The sequence below is a fragment of the Synechococcus sp. BO 8801 genome, assembly GCF_002252675.1.
GTDB lineage: Bacteria > Cyanobacteriota > Cyanobacteriia > PCC-6307 > Cyanobiaceae > Cyanobium.
Window position 1 is genome coordinate 1 of sequence record NZ_NQKY01000025.1, and the last position, 13,945, is coordinate 13,945.

Below are 13,945 nucleotides of genomic sequence, written 5' to 3' on the forward strand. Positions count from 1 at the left end.
CATGGAGGGCGTCACTGCGGTCGTCCTCGGAGATGTCCCAGAAGACGTAGGCCCACTGGGGATCGCGGGGCAGGAAGACGACGCGGGTCTCGGCGGCGGGGCGCGGCGCCGGGGCCATCTCGGCCTCGATGGCGGCCACCGGCCGAGGCGCGTCTGCTGGGGCCGCCGCCTCGGGGCTGTCGCCCGAACGATCGGCGATGGCCCCGGCCAGCGAATCCCTGTCCTGGGCGCTGTAGCGATGGATCCCCAGGGTCCTGGCGAGCTCGCGCAGCTGGCGCATGCTGAGGCTGGCCAGGTTCGCGAGCGGGTTGGTCCTGGCCATGCTATTTCAAGAATCGTTACATCCCATGATCGCCGATGGGATCGGTCGGGATCGCCCCTGTCAGCGGATCGCGACATCGCCGGAACGGGCCTGATCCACCGGCGGCAGCTGCACCACCCCCCGCATGGGTTCGGCCCCCGGTCGCTCCGGGGGCCGGGTCGGGCGGTCCGGCAGCGACGCCAGCACGGCCGAGACCGCCAGCAGCCCCCCGAGCAGCAGCCAGAGGCGCCAGCGACGCGGCAGGACCAGGGCGCTGCGGCCCCCCTGCCCCCGGCGCCGTGTGCCGTCCGCGACCCGGCGCGCCCTGCCGATGCCCAGCGGCTCTCCGCAACGGGCACAGACCATGCGACCCGCCAGGCTGCGGTCGGCTCGCACAGCCCAACTGCCGCACCTCGGACAGCCCATTCCTCATCCGATCCATCAGCTCCCCATGGTGACGGAATGACCTAGAGCAGCGTCGGATCGGCGCCGGCGGGCCGCTCGGCCGGTGGCAGATCGGCCATCAGCCGGAAATCCTCGAACGCGAAACCCGGTCCCACGCAGCAGTGCAGCAGGCTCCATCGCCCCCGGCTGCGGGCCGCCTGCCACCACCCCGCCGGCACGATCTGCAGCGGACCCGGACCCGGATCCCCGGCCTCAGCGAGCGGGCCCAGCAACAGCCGCTCGGCCGTGCCGCCCCCGGGCGGCAGCCGCCAGAGGTCGAGGGGGTCGCCGCCGGCGTGGTGCCAGACCTCATCCGCCCCCGCCACCTGATGCCAGCGGCTGAGCTGGCCCTCCGTCAGCAGGAAGGCGATCACCGTGAGTCCGGCGCGCTGCCGCCCGTCCTCGGCCCGGCACACCTGAGCGGGTGAGCGGTGCAGCTCCCGATACCAGCCCCCCTCCGGGTGGGGCTGCAGGTCGAAGCGGGCGATCAGCGCCTCCGGACTGGAACGCATGGCCTGGCGGACGGGAGAGGGTCGCTGCCGATGATCCCGCGGCGACGGCCAACCGGAGTAGAACATCCGTACCAGCTCCCTTGTTCTGCCGGCCCGATGCTTCCCCTGCCTCCCCAGTCACCGCTGCCCCTGCGGGAGGGGGCGGCGGCGCTCTTCTGCCTGCTGGCCACGGAAGCCATCAGCGCCGGTTTCCCCAGCCCCGCCGACGACTACGTGGAGGCCCGCATCGACCTCAATCTGGAGCTGATCCCCCGCCCGCTGTCCACCTTCTTCATGCGCGTCAGCGGCGATGCCATGCGGGGCGACGGCATCGTCGACGGCGACCTGCTGGTGATCGACCGCAGCGTCGACTCCCGGCCCGGCATGGTGGTGGTGGCGGTGCATGCCGGCGCCTTCCTGCTGCGCCGTCTGGCCCGGCGCGGCGGTGCGCTGTGGCTGGTGGCCAGCGACGGCACCAGTCCGCCCCTGCTGCTCACCGGCGACGAAGGGGGCGGCGCGGAGGGGAGCGACGCAGGGGGCGCCGAGCTCTGGGGCGTCGTGATCCACGCCGTGCATCACCTGGCGGGCGCCCCCTCCAGGCGTCACTGATCGGCGTCAGCCAGCAGCGTCAGGGGTCGGCGCGGTGGGGCAGGGCGCGCGAATCGGTGGGACGGGCGGGAGGGGTCATCAGCAGGCCGCGCCGGCGCAGCTCACGGCGGAATTCGCCGGCCAGTCCGTCCGCCATCCAGAGCTTGCGCAGGTGGCCGAAGATCACCATGCAGCGCAGGGCGATGGTGACGCAGACAAGCACCTGCAGGCAGAGTTTCAGCACGGTGGGAGCAGCTGCGGCGCTGTGCTGGGGGCAGCCTAGGGGCGCCGGCGGCGAGCGGCCGCCGGGGGCCGGCCGGGAAACGCCGTCCAGGCGTCATGCTGGGGGCGATGAGCGGCAACGCCGCCCCAGCCTGCTTCGATGATCGAGCCCCTGCCGGAGCTGAGCACCGCCGAACTGGAGACCCTGCTGGCGGCCCTCGATCCGCTCCTGGACGGCTTCGGCGAAGGGGGCTCCTGCCTGGATGACGCCAGCGCCTTCCTCGAGCGGCTGGGCATCGGCCAGCAGGGCGACGACGGGGGCACCCCCGCTCCCCTGCTGCAGTGGCTGGAAAGCTGGCGGGCCGCCGGCGGCAACCGGGCGACCCTGCGGCTGATGGTGCAGACCCTGCTGACGGGACGGCAGGAGGAACCGCCGGCCTGACGGAGCGCCGGATCGGCCGGACGGGTCAGGCGCGCCAGAGGGCATCGGCCATGCGGGCCGTCTGCACGATCGGCCCGACGTCGTGCACGCGCAGCACGTCGGCACCGGCGGCGATGGCCTGGCCGCAGACCGCCGCCGTGCCCCAGAGACGGGCCCGGGGGCGGGGCTCGGCCAGCACCTCACCGATGAAGCGCTTGCGGGACGGCCCCACCAGCAGGGGGAAGCCCTCGGCCCGCAGCAGGGCCAGACCCCGCAGCAGGGCGAGGTTGTGGGCGGTGGTCTTGGCGAAGCCCAGCCCCGGATCCCAGAGGATCCGCTCCGCACGCACCCCCGCCGCCAGGGCCCGATCGGTGGCCTGCAGCAGCTCCTGCCGCACCTCGGCGACCACGTCGCCGTAGCGGGCCAAGCCATCCATGGTGCGGCTGTCGCCGCGGCTGTGCATCAGCACGCAGGGGCAGTCCGCGGCCGCCACCACCGCCAGCAGGTCGGGATCGCGCCGGCCGGCACTGACGTCGTTGATCCAGTGGGCCCCGGCCGCCAGGGCCGCCTCCGCCACCGGGGCGCGGAAGGTGTCGATCGACAGCAGGGGGCCGCCGGCCGCCGGGGGCGGCAGAGAGGCCAGGATCCGCCGCAGGACGGGCAGCACCCGGGCGATCTCGGCCTCGGCCTCGATCTCGGTGGCCCCGGGGCGGGTGCTCTGCCCGCCCAGGTCGAGCAGGTCGGCCCCCTGACGGTGCAGCACACGGGCCTGGCGCAGGGCCGCCTCGGGGGCCTCATAACGGCCGCCGTCGCTGAAGGAATCGGGGGTGAGGTTGAGGACCCCCATCACCAGGGTGCGGTCCCCCCAGCGGAACCCGGGCGGGGCGGCGACGGGGCCGGCGGAGCTCACGGCGATCCCAGCGGTGGCCGGGGCCTCAGGCCGCCACCGGCACCTGGTAGTTGGCGATGCGGGCGAAGCTGACCGGATCGAGGGAGGCGCCCCCCACCAGCACGCCGTCGATGTCGCTCTGGGCCATCAGCATGTCGATGGTGGCGGGGTTGACCGAACCGCCGTACTGCACGACCACCTCGGGATGGCCCACCCAGCCGCGGATCAGGCCGCAGATGCGGTTGGCCTCCTCGGCGGCGCAGGTCTTGCCGGTGCCGATCGCCCAGATGGGCTCATAGGCGACGATCAGGCGCAGGGGGTCGATGCCCTCCAGCCCCTGTTCCACCTGGCGGTGGATCACCCGCTCGGTCTCGCGGGCCTCGCGCTGGTCGTCGCTCTCGCCCACGCAGAGGATCGGGATCAGCCCCGACTTCTGGGCCGTGCGGGCCCGCAGGTTGATCTGCTCGTCGGTTTCGCTGAAGTACTTGCGGGGCTCGCTGTGGCCCACGATCGCGTGGGTGACGCCATGCTCGAGCAGCATCGGCGCCGAGATCATGCCGGTGTAGGCGCCGCTCTCCTCCCAGTGGACGTTCTGACCGGCGATGGCGACACCGGCGCCGGCCAGGTGACGGCAGAGGGTGGGGATGGCGGTGAACGGCGGGGCCAGCACCACCTCCCGGTCCTCGGGCAGATCGGCGATCAGGGGCCGGAAGGTGGCCGCAAACGCCCGCGCCTCGGCGCAGGTCATGTGCATCTTCCAGTTGCCTGCGATGACGGCCTTGCGCACGTGGTCTCCCGGCAGCGACATTCGAGGCAGGTTAAGGCGTGAGCCCGCCGTCCCTCCCACGCTCCCGCCGCGGGGAGAGCATCAGCACCTCCCGGCCGTCGATGGCCACGGCATCCCCCGGGGCCAGCTGACGACCGCGTCGGGTCTCGATGGCGCCGTTCACGGTCACGTCCCCCCGCTGGATGCGCTGCTTGGCCTCGCCGCCGGTGCCGACGAGGCCCTGCCATTTGAGGAACTGATCCAGCTTCACCGTCGGGGGGCGCCCGGAGAGCGCTGATAGGGTTCGTCGATGCTTGCACCCTCGCCGGCCGGCTTCCGCAGGCTCTGGCCGCTGCTGAAGCCCCACCGGCGACCCCTGCTGCTCGGGGGGTTGTGCATGCTGGTGTTCGTGGGCTGCTGGCCCCTGCTGGCCTGGCTCGCCGGCCAGCTGATCCCCGCCATCGGCGCCGGCGACTTCAGCAAGGTGCTGCGCAGCGTGGCGGCGGCCCTGGCGGTGTTCCTGGTGCAGAAGATCGCCCAGTTCGGCCAGGACACCCTGCTGGCGGGCCCGGCCCTGCGGGTCAGCCAGGAGCTGCGCCGCCAGCTGTTCGCCCGCCTGCAGCGGCTCGACTTCGGCGCCCTGGAGAAACTCTCCGCCGGCGATCTCACCTACCGGCTCACCGAGGACGCCGACCGGGTCGGTGAGGTGATCTACAAGACGATCCAGGACACCACCCCCAGCGCCCTGCAGCTGGTGGTGGTGCTGGGCTACATGATCTGGCTGGACTGGCCCCTGGCCCTGGCCACCCTGCTGCTGGCACCGCTGGTGGCGCTGATGGTGAGCGCCTTCGGGGCCCGGGTGATGACCGCCGCCGAGCGCAGCCAGAAGCAGGTGAGCGATCTGGCGGCCCTGCTGGGTGAGGCGATCGGCGGCCTGCCCCTGGTGCGGGCCTTCGCCGCCGAACCCTGGCTGCAGGAGCGCTTCGACACCGAGATCGACCTGCACCGCCGCGCCCGCTACCGCACCCTGGAGCTGCTGGCGCTGCAGCATCCGGTGGTGGGCTTCATCGAAGCGGCCGGGATTCTCTCGGTGCTGCTGATCGGTGCGGCGCGCATCAAGGCCGGCGGCCTCGACAGCCAGGGCTTCAGCAGCTACGTGGCGGCCCTGCTGATGCTGATCGATCCGATCTCCCACCTCACCACCAACTTCAACGAGTTCCAGCAGGGCCAGGCCTCGCTGCGGCGGCTGCGGGCGATCGAGAACGAGCCGGTGGAGCCGCCCGACCACCCCGGGGCCAGACCCCTGGGAACCGTGTCCGGGGAGCTGGTGCTGGACGGGGTGAGCTTCGGCTACCAGAGCGGCACCCCGGTGCTGCGCCAGCTCGACCTCCACATCCGCCCCGGCCAGGTGGTGGCCCTGGTGGGGCCCTCCGGCGCCGGCAAGAGCACCCTGTTCTCCCTGTTGCTGCGCTTCAACACCGCCCAGAGCGGCCGGGTGCTGCTCGATGGCCAGAACCTCGCCGACCTGCGGGCCCGGGACCTGCGCCGGGCCGTGGCCCTGGTGCCCCAGCAGAGCAGTGTCTTCTCCGGCACCGTGGCCGAGGCGATCGCCTTCGGGCGACCCGCCACGGCCGATCAGATCCGCCAGGCCGCCCGGCTGGCCAACGCGGCCGACTTCATCGAGAGCCTGCCCGGCGGCTACGACAGCCGGATCGAGGAGCGGGGCAGCAACTTCTCCGGCGGCCAGCTGCAGCGGCTGGCGATCGCCCGGGCCGTGCTGGGCAACCCGGCGGTGATGCTGCTCGATGAGGCCACCAGCGCCCTGGATGCGGAGGCCGAGGAGGCCGTGCAGCAGGGCCTGCAGCAGGCCATGGCGGGCCGCACCGTGCTGGTGATCGCCCACCGCCTCGCCACCGTGCAGGAGGCCGATCTGATCGTGGTGCTCGACGGCGGCCGCATCGTCCAGCAGGGCAGCCACGACGAACTGATGGCCAGCGGCGGCCGCTACCGCGAGCTGTGCGAGCGCCAGTTCATCCGCCTGGAGGCCTGAGGGCAGGCTTCGCCCCTGGCGAGAACGGGCGGTCCTGCCACCTACGCTGGCTCCGCACCGAGCCCAGAGCCTTGCAGACCCCCAGCCAGCAGCCCCCCGTGCTGACCTTTGAAGGCAAGCGTTACGACCTCAACGGTCTGCCCGACGAAGTGAAGGAGATGGTGCGCGGGATGCAGGTGGCCGATGCCCAGCTGCGCATGCACGAGGACACCCTCAAGGTGCTGGCGGTGGGCCGCCAGGCCATGGCCATGCAGCTGAACGAGCGGCTGCAGGGCATCCCGACCCTGGAGGAGCCGGCCTGAGGCCGCCGGGGATCAGCCCAGGGGGGCCAGATCCTCGAACCGGAACACCTGGCGGCCGGCCGGAGTCTCGCCATGGGCCTCCGTCTCCACCACCCGCTCGCTCAGCACCCAGGGGCCCTCGCCCGCCAGGGGCACGAAGGTGTCGGTGAAGCGGCTGGTGCCGCCGCGGGCCTCTCCGGTGGCGGGGTCGCTGTAGCGGCTGGTGTAGCTGTGGCTGAGGTAGCCGCTGCCGGTATCGGTGACGCTCTCGGTGAAGATCGTCACCACGGTGCCGTGGATGTGGCGGTGCACCATCCTCACCACGTTGTCCTTGATGCGGTAGCGGTCGCCCTCGGCCTTGCCGCCCATGATCACCTCGGTCCCCACCGCATCGGTCTCACCGGCGGTGAAGGTGTTGGCGCCGTGGGTCTGCTCGAAGGGGCGCCGCACCCGGTGGATCGCCACCTCCCACAGCTGGGAGGCGACCGCCTTGTGCACCTCCTCGTCGGCGATGCCCTCCACCGTCGCCTTCAGGTCGGCGCCGACCTGGAAGGTGCCCGCGAGGCGCCGGTCGTCCTGCTCCCAGACGCAGCGACCGCTGTAGCCGCCGAAGCCGGGCTCCCAGGTGTAACGGTTCTCGTAGGCGGCGCGGAAGGCCTCGCGCAGGTCGGAGCCGGGGGCGACGGGATGGGCGGCCAGGGTGCTGGTCACGGAGTCACGGGCGATCGGGCGTTCACCCTACCCAGGGCGGGTGGATGTCCTGCAGGGCCGCCACCTCCACCTGCTGCTGCTGCTGCAGGGCGGCGATGGCCTCCACGGCGGCCCGGGCCGCGGCCATGGTGGTGACGGTGGGCACGGCGTAGTCGAGGGCGGCCAGGCGCAGGTAGCGGTCGTCGTGGGCGGCCTGGCGGCCCACCGGTGTATTGACCACCAGCTGCACCAGGCCCGAGCGGATCGCATCCTCGATGTTGGGCCGGCCCTCGTGCACCTTGAGCACCGGCGTCACCTCCAGGCCGGCCTGGCTAAGCATCGCGGCGGTGCCGTTGGTGGCGGTGAGGGTGAATCCCGCCGCCAGCAGGGCGCGGGCCACCGGCACCAGGGCGGGCTTGTCGCGGTCGTGGGTGGAGAGGAACACGCTGCCGCTGGTGGGCAGGGGTTCGCCGGCGGCGAGTTCGGCCTTGGCGTAGGCCAGGCCGAAGCTGGCGGCGATCCCCATCACCTCGCCGGTGGAGCGCATCTCCGGGCCCAGCAGGGTGTCGGCGCCGGGGAAGCGCTTGAAGGGCAGCACCGCCTCCTTCACGGTCTGCCGTGGCGGCCGCGGCTCGGCCAGCAGGCCCAGCTCCGTGAGGGTGCGACCGGCCATCAGCTGGCTGGCGATCTTGGCCAGGGGCACGCCGGTGGCCTTGGCCACGAAGGGCACGGTGCGAGAGGCCCGCGGGTTGGCCTCGATGATGAACACGGTCTCGTTGCCGGCGCCATCGTTCTGCACGGCGAACTGGAGGTTGATCAGGCCGCGCACCTCCAGCGCCAGGGCCAGCTCCGTGCTCCAGCGGCGGATCGTGGCCAGGGCCTGGGGCCCCAGGGACACCGAGGGCAGGGCGCAGGCGGAGTCGCCGGAGTGGATCCCGGCCGGCTCGATGTGCTCCATCAGGCCGCCGATCACCACCGTCCCCTCCCGGTCGCAGAGGGCGTCCACGTCCACCTCGATGGCGTTCTCCAGGTACTGGTCGATCAGCACGGGGTGGTCGGGCTCCACCTGCACCGCCTCCACCATGTAGCGGTTGAGTTCCTCCTCGTCGAAGACCACCTCCATGGCCCGGCCGCCGAGCACATAGCTGGGGCGCACGACGACGGGGTAACCGACGGCCGCCGCCACCGCCCGGGCCTCCCCGTCGGTGCGGGCCAGGCCGTTGCGGGGCTGGCGGATGTCCAGCTGGCGCAGGATCGCCTCGAACTGCTCCCGGTCCTCGGCCCGGTCGATCGATTCGGGCGAGGTGCCCCAGAGCCGGGTGCCGGTGGCGCGGCCCTCCTCGCTCTCCAGCCAGCGCAGCAGCGGGATCGCCAGCTTCAGGGGCGTCTGGCCGCCGAACTGGACGATCACCCCCTCGGGTTTCTCCGCCTCGATGACGTTGAGCACATCCTCCAGGGTGAGGGGCTCGAAGTAGAGGCGATCGCTGGTGTCGTAGTCGGTGGAGACCGTCTCCGGGTTGCTGTTCACCATCACGGTGGCGAACCCGGCCTGCCGCAGGGCGAAGGAGGCGTGGCAGCAGCAGTAGTCGAACTCAATGCCCTGGCCGATGCGGTTGGGGCCGCCCCCCAGGATCATCACCTTGCGGCGGGTCTCGGGGGTCACCTCGTCCTCGGGGGCCAGCAGGGTGAGGGAGCCGTCGGCCTCGAGCCGCTCCAGGGGGCGCTCGTAGGTGGCGTAGTGGTACGGCGTGGAGGAGGCGAATTCGGCGGCACAGGTGTCGACCGTCTTGAACACGGCCCGGACCCCCAGGGCCTGGCGACGGCGGCGCACCGAGAGCTCGTCGCTGCCGGTGGCCCAGGCGATCTGGCGGTCGGAGAAGCCGGTCTGCTTGAGCTCCAGGAGGTCGGCGGCGCCGATGGCGTCGAGGGAACGGCCCCGCAGCAGCGTGGTTTCCACCGTCAGGATCCGGCGCAGCTTGGCCAGGAACCAGGGGTCGATGGCGCTGAGCCGGTGGATCTCGTCGTCGCTGCGGCCGGCCACCATGGCGGCGCGCACGTCGTGGATCCGATCCGGGGACGGGGTACGCAGGCGGCGCTCCAGTTCGGCCGGATCCTGGGGGTGGTCGGGGCGGTCGCAGCCCCAGCCCCCATGGCCCGTCTCCAGGGAGCGCAGGGCCTTCTGGAAGGATTCCTCGAAGCTGCGGCCGATGGCCATGGCCTCGCCCACCGACTTCATCGAGGTGGTCAGCACCGCCGGCGAGCCGCGGAACTTCTCGAAGGCGAAGCGGGGGATCTTGGTGACGACGTAGTCGATCGTCGGCTCGAAACAGGCCGGCGTGGCGCCGGTGATGTCGTTGACGATCTCGTCGAGGGTGTAGCCCACCGCCAGCCGGGCGGCGATCTTGGCGATCGGGAAGCCGGTGGCCTTGCTGGCCAGGGCCGAGCTGCGGCTGACGCGGGGGTTCATCTCGATCACCACCACGTCCCCGTTGGCGGGGTTGATGGCGAACTGGATGTTGCTGCCGCCGGTGTCGACACCGATCTCGCGGATGATGGCGATCGACTGGTCACGCAGCCGCTGGTACTCCCGGTCGGTGAGGGTCTGGGCGGGGGCGACGGTGATCGAATCGCCGGTGTGGACCCCCATCGGATCGAGGTTCTCGATCGAGCAGACGATCACCACGTTGTCGGCGGTGTCGCGCATCACCTCGAGCTCGAACTCCTTCCAGCCGAGAAGGGATTTCTCGATCAGGATCTGGGAGACGGGGCTGGCCTCGAGACCGCTCTTGCAGAAGGCCTGGAATTCCTCCGGGTTGTAGGCGATGCCGCCGCCCGATCCCCCCAGGGTGAAGGCCGGCCGGATGATGCGCGGGTAGGTGCCGATCTCCTCGCCGACGCGGATCGCTTCCTCGAGGTCGTTGGCGATTCCTGACGGACAGACGGCCACCCCGATCCGGGCCATCGCCTCCTTGAACAGCAGCCGGTCCTCCGCCTTGCGGATCGCCGCCAGGTCGGCACCGATCAGCTCGACCCCGTAGGCGGCCAGGGTGCCGTTCTCCGCCAGGGCGACGGCCAGGTTGAGGGCGGTCTGGCCACCCATGGTGGGCAGCAGGGCATCCGGGCGCTCCAGCTCGATCACCCGGGCCACCACCTCGGGGGTCAGGGGCTCGATGTAGGTGCGATCCGCCAGGTCCGGATCGGTCATGATCGAAGCCGGGTTGGAGTTCACCAGCACCACCTCGTAGCCCTCGGCCCGCAGGGCCTTGCAGGCCTGGGTGCCGGAATAGTCGAACTCGCAGGCCTGGCCGATCACGATCGGTCCCGACCCCAGCAGCAGGATGCGCCTCAGATCCGTGCGGCGGGGCATAGGGCGTGGTCGGTCAAACCCGCCCAGCCTCTCACGGTCGCCGTCCCGACCGGCCCCCCGCACCGCTGGCACCGCAGGCAATCGCTAATCTGACGGGATACCTTCGCCCGAGACGCCGCCGATGAGCGAACTCCAGCGCCTGAAGGGGTTGCTGCCCCCTGAGATGCAGAGCTGGGTGTTCGTGGAAGCGGCGGCCTCCGTCGATCCTCCCCTGATCACCATCGAGGAGATCGGCCGCGACGAGGTGGAGATCCAGGTGGATCTCGAGAAATGGGACGCCCTCGCCCTCGACCACCGCAACCTGCTCTTCTGGCACGAGGTGGGCCGCGTCCAGAACGACGCCATCCCGCGCGACGGCTGGGAGATGGCCGCCCTGGCCATCGGCCTGGGGGGCGCCATCGGCGAGCTGTGGGTGCAGGACGGCCTGCTGCTGGTGATGGCCCTGGGGCTGTCGGGCTTCGCCGGCTACCGCCTCTACCTCAAGAACAACTCGGAGAAGCGTCTCCAGGACGCGATCCTGGCCGACGAGCGGGCCATCGACCTGGCCTGCCGCTTCGGCTACAGCCTGCCCAACGCCTACAAGAGCCTGGGGGGCGCCCTCAAGGAGCTGGTGGAGCAGACCCGCAAGAAGCGCCGCCGCACCTTCTACGAAGACCGCCTCGAGGCCCTGCGCAAGAGCGCCGGCAAGGCCCGGGCCGAGATGGCCCAGCAACAGGGCTCCCGCCAGTCGGTCACCAGTGAGAACGTCTATGGATAGCCGCGACCTGGCCCTGCTCGCCGCCGAGGCCTGTGACGACCGCAAGGCGGTCGACATCCGTCTGATCCGGGTCGATGAGGTGTCGTCCCTGGCCGACTTCTTCGTGATCTGCAGCGGCCTCAGCGACGTGCAGGTGCGGGCCATCGCACGCTCCGTGGAAGACCGGCTCGAAACCGATGCGGCCCGCCTGCCGCTGCGGCGCGAAGGCCAGAGCGAAGGCCGCTGGGTGCTGCTGGATTACGGCGAGCTGATCGTGCACGTGCTCACCCCCCAGGAACGCAGCTACTACGACCTCGAGTCCTTCTGGGGCCATGGCGAGCAGGAGCGCTACGTCGGCGCCCCGGTCGAGGTGGGTGGCACCGGCCCGGTCGGCGGCTGAGGGACGCAGCGATGGCCGCCGGCGTTCCGAGCCTGCCCAGCCAGGACACCCCCTGCCCGGTGCCCCCGGCCCAGCGTCCCCTGCAGGAGTACGACCAGCTCAACCGCTCCTGGTTCTTCCACTGGCCCGCCAACGGCCCGGCAGGACTGTGGCGCGCCCTGGGACTCGCCTGGCTGCTCTCCTTCCCACCGGCGCTGCTGGTGGCCGGCGGCAGCATTCCGCTGCGCCACGACCCCGTCCGCCTGGTGATCGCCGCGGCCACCGCCGCCGTGCTGCTGCCGATGGTGCTGCTGCTGCGGCAGTGGCTCGGCTGGACCTACGTGCAGAAGCGGCTGGTCTCGGAGCGGGTGGAGTACGAGGAATCGGGCTGGTACGACGGTCAGGTCTGGGAGAAGCCCATCACCTGGCGCCAGCAGGATCTGCTGGTGGCCCGCCACCAGGTGCAGCCGGTGCTGACCCGCCTGCGCCAGGCGGTCGCCGTCGCCATCACCCTGATGCTGCTCGGGTCGGGGCTCTGCCAGGCTCTCTGAGGTCGGCCTCCACGGACCTTCCCCCACACCCATGACCCTGTCCTCCAGCTTCGCCGGCCCGGGCCGCCCCGGCATTCCCCCCCTGGAGGTCCGCCTGCTGCGCAATGGCATCGTCGAGTCCCGGCACCGGGTGCATGCGGTGGTCTGCGATCAGCGGGGCCGGGTGCTGATGCGCGCCGGCGACCCCCAGCAGCTGAGCTTCGTGCGCTCGGCCCTCAAGCCATTCCAGGCCACCGTGTTCGTGGGCAGCGGCGCCGCCGATCGGATGGGGGCCGGGGAACGGGGCCTGGCGATCGCCTGCGCCTCCCATGCCGGCACCGCCCTGCATGCCCGGGAGGCGTTCAAGCTGCTCTGGGGTGCGGAACTCGACACCGAGGACCTCCAGTGCCCCACCCCCGCCGGTGCCAGCAGTCCGCTGGAGCACAACTGCTCGGGCAAGCACGCGGCCTTCCTGGCCGCCTGCCGCCAGATGCACTGGCCCCTGGAGAGCTATCTCCAGGCCGACCATCCCCTGCAGCAGGCGGTGGTCAAGCGGGTCGGGGAGCTGCTGGGGCTGCCGGGGGCCGAACTGATCAGCGCCCGGGATGACTGCGGCGCCCGCACCCTGCAGCTGCAGCTGGCCCAGATGGCCCTGCTGTTCGCCCACCTCGGCGGCGGCGAGCAGGCCGACCTGGAGCGGCTCAGCCGGGCGATGCTCGCCCACCCCGATCTGATCGCCGGGGAGGGGGCCTTCGACACCGAGCTGATGCGCCTGGCCCACGGCCAGGTGCTGAGCAAGGGAGGCGCCGAAGGCATCCAGTGCCTCAGCCGGGTGGGCGAGGGCATGGGCGTGGCCATCAAGGTCGACGACGGGGCCCGGCGGGCCAAGCAGGCCGTGGCCCTGCACCTGCTGGAGCAGCTCGAGTGGCTCACCCCCACCACCCTGGTGGAGCTGCGCCAGCGCTACCTGACACCGGCCGACCACCTGCGCCTGGAGGTGATCGGCGAGCTGCGCTTCGACGGCGCACGCCCCTGAGGCGTGGGCATCGCCTGATACAATTTTTGAGTGGGACGCGGACATCCGCCGGCCACTTGTGTACCGCGGGGTAGAGCAGTCTGGTAGCTCGTCGGGCTCATAACCCGAAGGTCAGGAGTTCAAATCTCCTCCCCGCCACCAAATCCACAACCTCCCAAGGGTTGTCACCCATCAACCCTCCAGCCATCGGCTGGGGGGTTGTTGTTTGATGGCGGTGGACGCAACGATCCGCCATGCTCCCGGTCCCCCCGATCCAGCTGGCTTCGCGTCCAGCGCCGGCGGCGCAGGCCCCCCTGGCGCCGAAACCCCTGGGGGCACTGCCGGCGGACCTGCAGCCCCTGGTGCGGGAACTGCAGCGGTTCGGATTCAGGATTCAGATCAGCGCGCCACCTCTGCGTGGCGTCTACGGACTGTTCGAGTCCGGGTCGCGAAGGATCTGGATCGCCCCGATCAGTTTCGAGCTGGGCATCGCCCGGCAGACGTTCCTCCACGAGGCGGTGCATGCGGTGCAGAGCTGCCCCACCGGCACGGTGACACCGATCGGCTGGCGGTTGCCGGTGCAGCCGGTGGTGCGGCAGGAAATTTCCGGCCTGCTCACCACCCGTTACCACAACCATCGCGTGGCTGAACAGGAGGCCTTCCACCTCCAGGGTCAGCCCGATGCCGTCGCCCGGCTGTTGGAGGCCCTGCGACGCCGTTGCGGCCTGCAGCGGCGGCCTGCGGTCGCTCCACCATGATGCCGGGACCGGTTCGC

18 protein-coding genes and 1 tRNA gene are annotated in these 13,945 nt (G+C 71.5%); 10 read left to right on the forward strand and 9 right to left on the reverse strand.

Annotated features, from left to right (window positions below; all coding sequences use genetic code 11):
* The 3 genes from CJZ86_RS14270 to CJZ86_RS14280 form a co-directional block, all read right to left on the reverse strand.
* Positions 1 to 322, reverse strand: a 322-nt coding sequence (locus CJZ86_RS14270; protein WP_143594170.1) for a DUF4912 domain-containing protein, incomplete at its 3' end; no start/stop codon positions are given.
* Positions 323 to 382: 60 nt separating this feature from the next.
* Positions 383 to 697 carry a hypothetical protein gene (locus CJZ86_RS17160; protein WP_198960159.1) on the reverse strand — a complete coding sequence of 105 codons (315 nt, stop codon included), beginning with the start codon at positions 695 to 697 and terminating at the stop codon, positions 383 to 385.
* 71 nt (positions 698 to 768) lie between these two features.
* A complete protein-coding gene (locus CJZ86_RS14280) occupies positions 769 to 1,257 on the reverse strand; it encodes a cupin domain-containing protein (protein ID WP_094586918.1) in 489 nt (162 codons plus the stop codon).
* A 96-nt stretch (positions 1,258 to 1,353) separates the two neighbouring features.
* On the opposite strand from CJZ86_RS14280, the gene CJZ86_RS14285 reads away from it, so the two are divergent.
* Entirely contained in the window at positions 1,354 to 1,845 is a 492-nt protein-coding gene (locus CJZ86_RS14285) for a LexA family protein (RefSeq protein WP_094586920.1), read from the forward strand.
* Between the two features lie 19 nt (positions 1,846 to 1,864).
* Here CJZ86_RS14285 and CJZ86_RS14290 read toward each other — a convergent pair whose 3' ends face one another.
* Positions 1,865 to 2,068 carry a hypothetical protein gene (locus CJZ86_RS14290; protein WP_094586922.1) on the reverse strand — a complete coding sequence of 68 codons (204 nt, stop codon included), beginning with the start codon at positions 2,066 to 2,068 and terminating at the stop codon, positions 1,865 to 1,867.
* 138 nt (positions 2,069 to 2,206) lie between these two features.
* On the opposite strand from CJZ86_RS14290, the gene CJZ86_RS14295 reads away from it, so the two are divergent.
* Positions 2,207 to 2,488, forward strand: coding sequence for a hypothetical protein (locus CJZ86_RS14295; RefSeq protein WP_094586924.1), 282 nt, complete (start codon positions 2,207 to 2,209; stop codon positions 2,486 to 2,488).
* A gap of 25 nt (positions 2,489 to 2,513) precedes the next feature.
* Here the strand turns inward: CJZ86_RS14295 and folP are convergent, their stop codons facing one another.
* From folP to CJZ86_RS14310, 3 genes are read right to left on the reverse strand one after another with little or no spacing between them, the layout of a single operon-like run.
* Positions 2,514 to 3,377: a dihydropteroate synthase gene (gene folP, locus CJZ86_RS14300; RefSeq protein WP_094586926.1), complete on the reverse strand. Its 864-nt coding sequence runs from the start codon at positions 3,375 to 3,377 to the stop codon at positions 2,514 to 2,516.
* Positions 3,378 to 3,402: 25 nt separating this feature from the next.
* On the reverse strand, positions 3,403 to 4,164 hold the full coding sequence (gene tpiA / locus CJZ86_RS14305) for a triose-phosphate isomerase (RefSeq protein ID WP_094586928.1): 762 nt from the start codon (positions 4,162 to 4,164) through the stop codon (positions 3,403 to 3,405).
* 10 nt (positions 4,165 to 4,174) lie between these two features.
* Positions 4,175 to 4,393, reverse strand: coding sequence for an RNA-binding S4 domain-containing protein (locus tag CJZ86_RS14310; protein ID WP_094586930.1), 219 nt, complete (start codon positions 4,391 to 4,393; stop codon positions 4,175 to 4,177).
* A 39-nt stretch (positions 4,394 to 4,432) separates the two neighbouring features.
* Between CJZ86_RS14310 and CJZ86_RS14315 the strand changes: the two genes are divergently transcribed.
* Both CJZ86_RS14315 and CJZ86_RS14320 read left to right on the forward strand, forming a co-directional pair.
* On the forward strand, positions 4,433 to 6,172 hold the full coding sequence (locus tag CJZ86_RS14315) for an ABC transporter ATP-binding protein (RefSeq protein ID WP_094586932.1): 1,740 nt from the start codon (positions 4,433 to 4,435) through the stop codon (positions 6,170 to 6,172).
* Between the two features lie 71 nt (positions 6,173 to 6,243).
* Positions 6,244 to 6,474 (forward strand): DUF6447 family protein, encoded by a 231-nt coding sequence (locus CJZ86_RS14320; protein ID WP_094586934.1) that lies wholly within the window; start codon positions 6,244 to 6,246, stop codon positions 6,472 to 6,474.
* A gap of 12 nt (positions 6,475 to 6,486) precedes the next feature.
* Here the strand turns inward: CJZ86_RS14320 and CJZ86_RS14325 are convergent, their stop codons facing one another.
* Together CJZ86_RS14325 and carB are read right to left on the reverse strand one after the other, a co-directional pair.
* Positions 6,487 to 7,164, reverse strand: coding sequence for a DUF3386 domain-containing protein (locus CJZ86_RS14325; protein ID WP_094586936.1), 678 nt, complete (start codon positions 7,162 to 7,164; stop codon positions 6,487 to 6,489).
* Between the two features lie 22 nt (positions 7,165 to 7,186).
* A complete protein-coding gene (gene carB / locus CJZ86_RS14330) occupies positions 7,187 to 10,510 on the reverse strand; it encodes a carbamoyl-phosphate synthase large subunit (protein ID WP_094586938.1) in 3,324 nt (1,107 codons plus the stop codon).
* A gap of 121 nt (positions 10,511 to 10,631) precedes the next feature.
* Between carB and CJZ86_RS14335 the strand changes: the two genes are divergently transcribed.
* The 6 genes from CJZ86_RS14335 (at position 10,632) to CJZ86_RS14360 (ending at position 13,928) form a co-directional block, all read left to right on the forward strand.
* Positions 10,632 to 11,267, forward strand: a complete 636-nt coding sequence (locus tag CJZ86_RS14335) for a DUF3318 domain-containing protein (protein ID WP_094586940.1) — start codon at positions 10,632 to 10,634, stop codon at positions 11,265 to 11,267.
* Positions 11,260 to 11,646, forward strand: a complete 387-nt coding sequence (gene rsfS, locus CJZ86_RS14340) for a ribosome silencing factor (protein WP_094586942.1) — start codon at positions 11,260 to 11,262, stop codon at positions 11,644 to 11,646. The genes CJZ86_RS14335 and rsfS overlap by 8 nt, the downstream gene beginning before the upstream one ends.
* An 11-nt stretch (positions 11,647 to 11,657) precedes the next feature.
* Entirely contained in the window at positions 11,658 to 12,176 is a 519-nt protein-coding gene (locus CJZ86_RS14345) for a CGLD27 family protein (RefSeq protein ID WP_094586944.1), read from the forward strand.
* A 31-nt stretch (positions 12,177 to 12,207) separates the two neighbouring features.
* On the forward strand, positions 12,208 to 13,191 hold the full coding sequence (locus CJZ86_RS14350; RefSeq protein ID WP_094586946.1) for an asparaginase: 984 nt from the start codon (positions 12,208 to 12,210) through the stop codon (positions 13,189 to 13,191).
* 64 nt (positions 13,192 to 13,255) lie between these two features.
* A tRNA-Met gene (locus CJZ86_RS14355) sits at positions 13,256 to 13,332 on the forward strand.
* Positions 13,333 to 13,424: 92 nt separating this feature from the next.
* On the forward strand, positions 13,425 to 13,928 hold the full coding sequence (locus CJZ86_RS14360; protein ID WP_094586948.1) for a hypothetical protein: 504 nt from the start codon (positions 13,425 to 13,427) through the stop codon (positions 13,926 to 13,928).
* Positions 13,929 to 13,945 lie beyond the last annotated feature (17 nt).

Excerpts from the sequence above, each read along its gene's own strand:
- carB (WP_094586938.1), bottom strand. The coding sequence starts at position 10,510 with ATGCCCCGCCGCACGGATCTGAGGCGCATCCTGCTGCTGGGGTCGGGA.
- CJZ86_RS14315 (WP_094586932.1), top strand. The coding sequence starts at position 4,433 with ATGCTTGCACCCTCGCCGGCCGGCTTCCGCAGGCTCTGGCCGCTGCTG.
- CJZ86_RS14335 (WP_094586940.1), top strand. The coding sequence starts at position 10,632 with ATGAGCGAACTCCAGCGCCTGAAGGGGTTGCTGCCCCCTGAGATGCAG.
- rsfS (WP_094586942.1), top strand. The coding sequence starts at position 11,260 with ATGGATAGCCGCGACCTGGCCCTGCTCGCCGCCGAGGCCTGTGACGAC.
- CJZ86_RS14295 (WP_094586924.1), top strand. The coding sequence starts at position 2,207 with ATGATCGAGCCCCTGCCGGAGCTGAGCACCGCCGAACTGGAGACCCTG.
- CJZ86_RS14360 (WP_094586948.1), top strand. The coding sequence starts at position 13,425 with ATGCTCCCGGTCCCCCCGATCCAGCTGGCTTCGCGTCCAGCGCCGGCG.
- CJZ86_RS14280 (WP_094586918.1), bottom strand. The coding sequence starts at position 1,257 with ATGCGTTCCAGTCCGGAGGCGCTGATCGCCCGCTTCGACCTGCAGCCC.
- CJZ86_RS14350 (WP_094586946.1), top strand. The coding sequence starts at position 12,208 with ATGACCCTGTCCTCCAGCTTCGCCGGCCCGGGCCGCCCCGGCATTCCC.
- CJZ86_RS14345 (WP_094586944.1), top strand. The coding sequence starts at position 11,658 with ATGGCCGCCGGCGTTCCGAGCCTGCCCAGCCAGGACACCCCCTGCCCG.
- CJZ86_RS14285 (WP_094586920.1), top strand. The coding sequence starts at position 1,354 with ATGCTTCCCCTGCCTCCCCAGTCACCGCTGCCCCTGCGGGAGGGGGCG.
- tpiA (WP_094586928.1), bottom strand. The coding sequence starts at position 4,164 with ATGTCGCTGCCGGGAGACCACGTGCGCAAGGCCGTCATCGCAGGCAAC.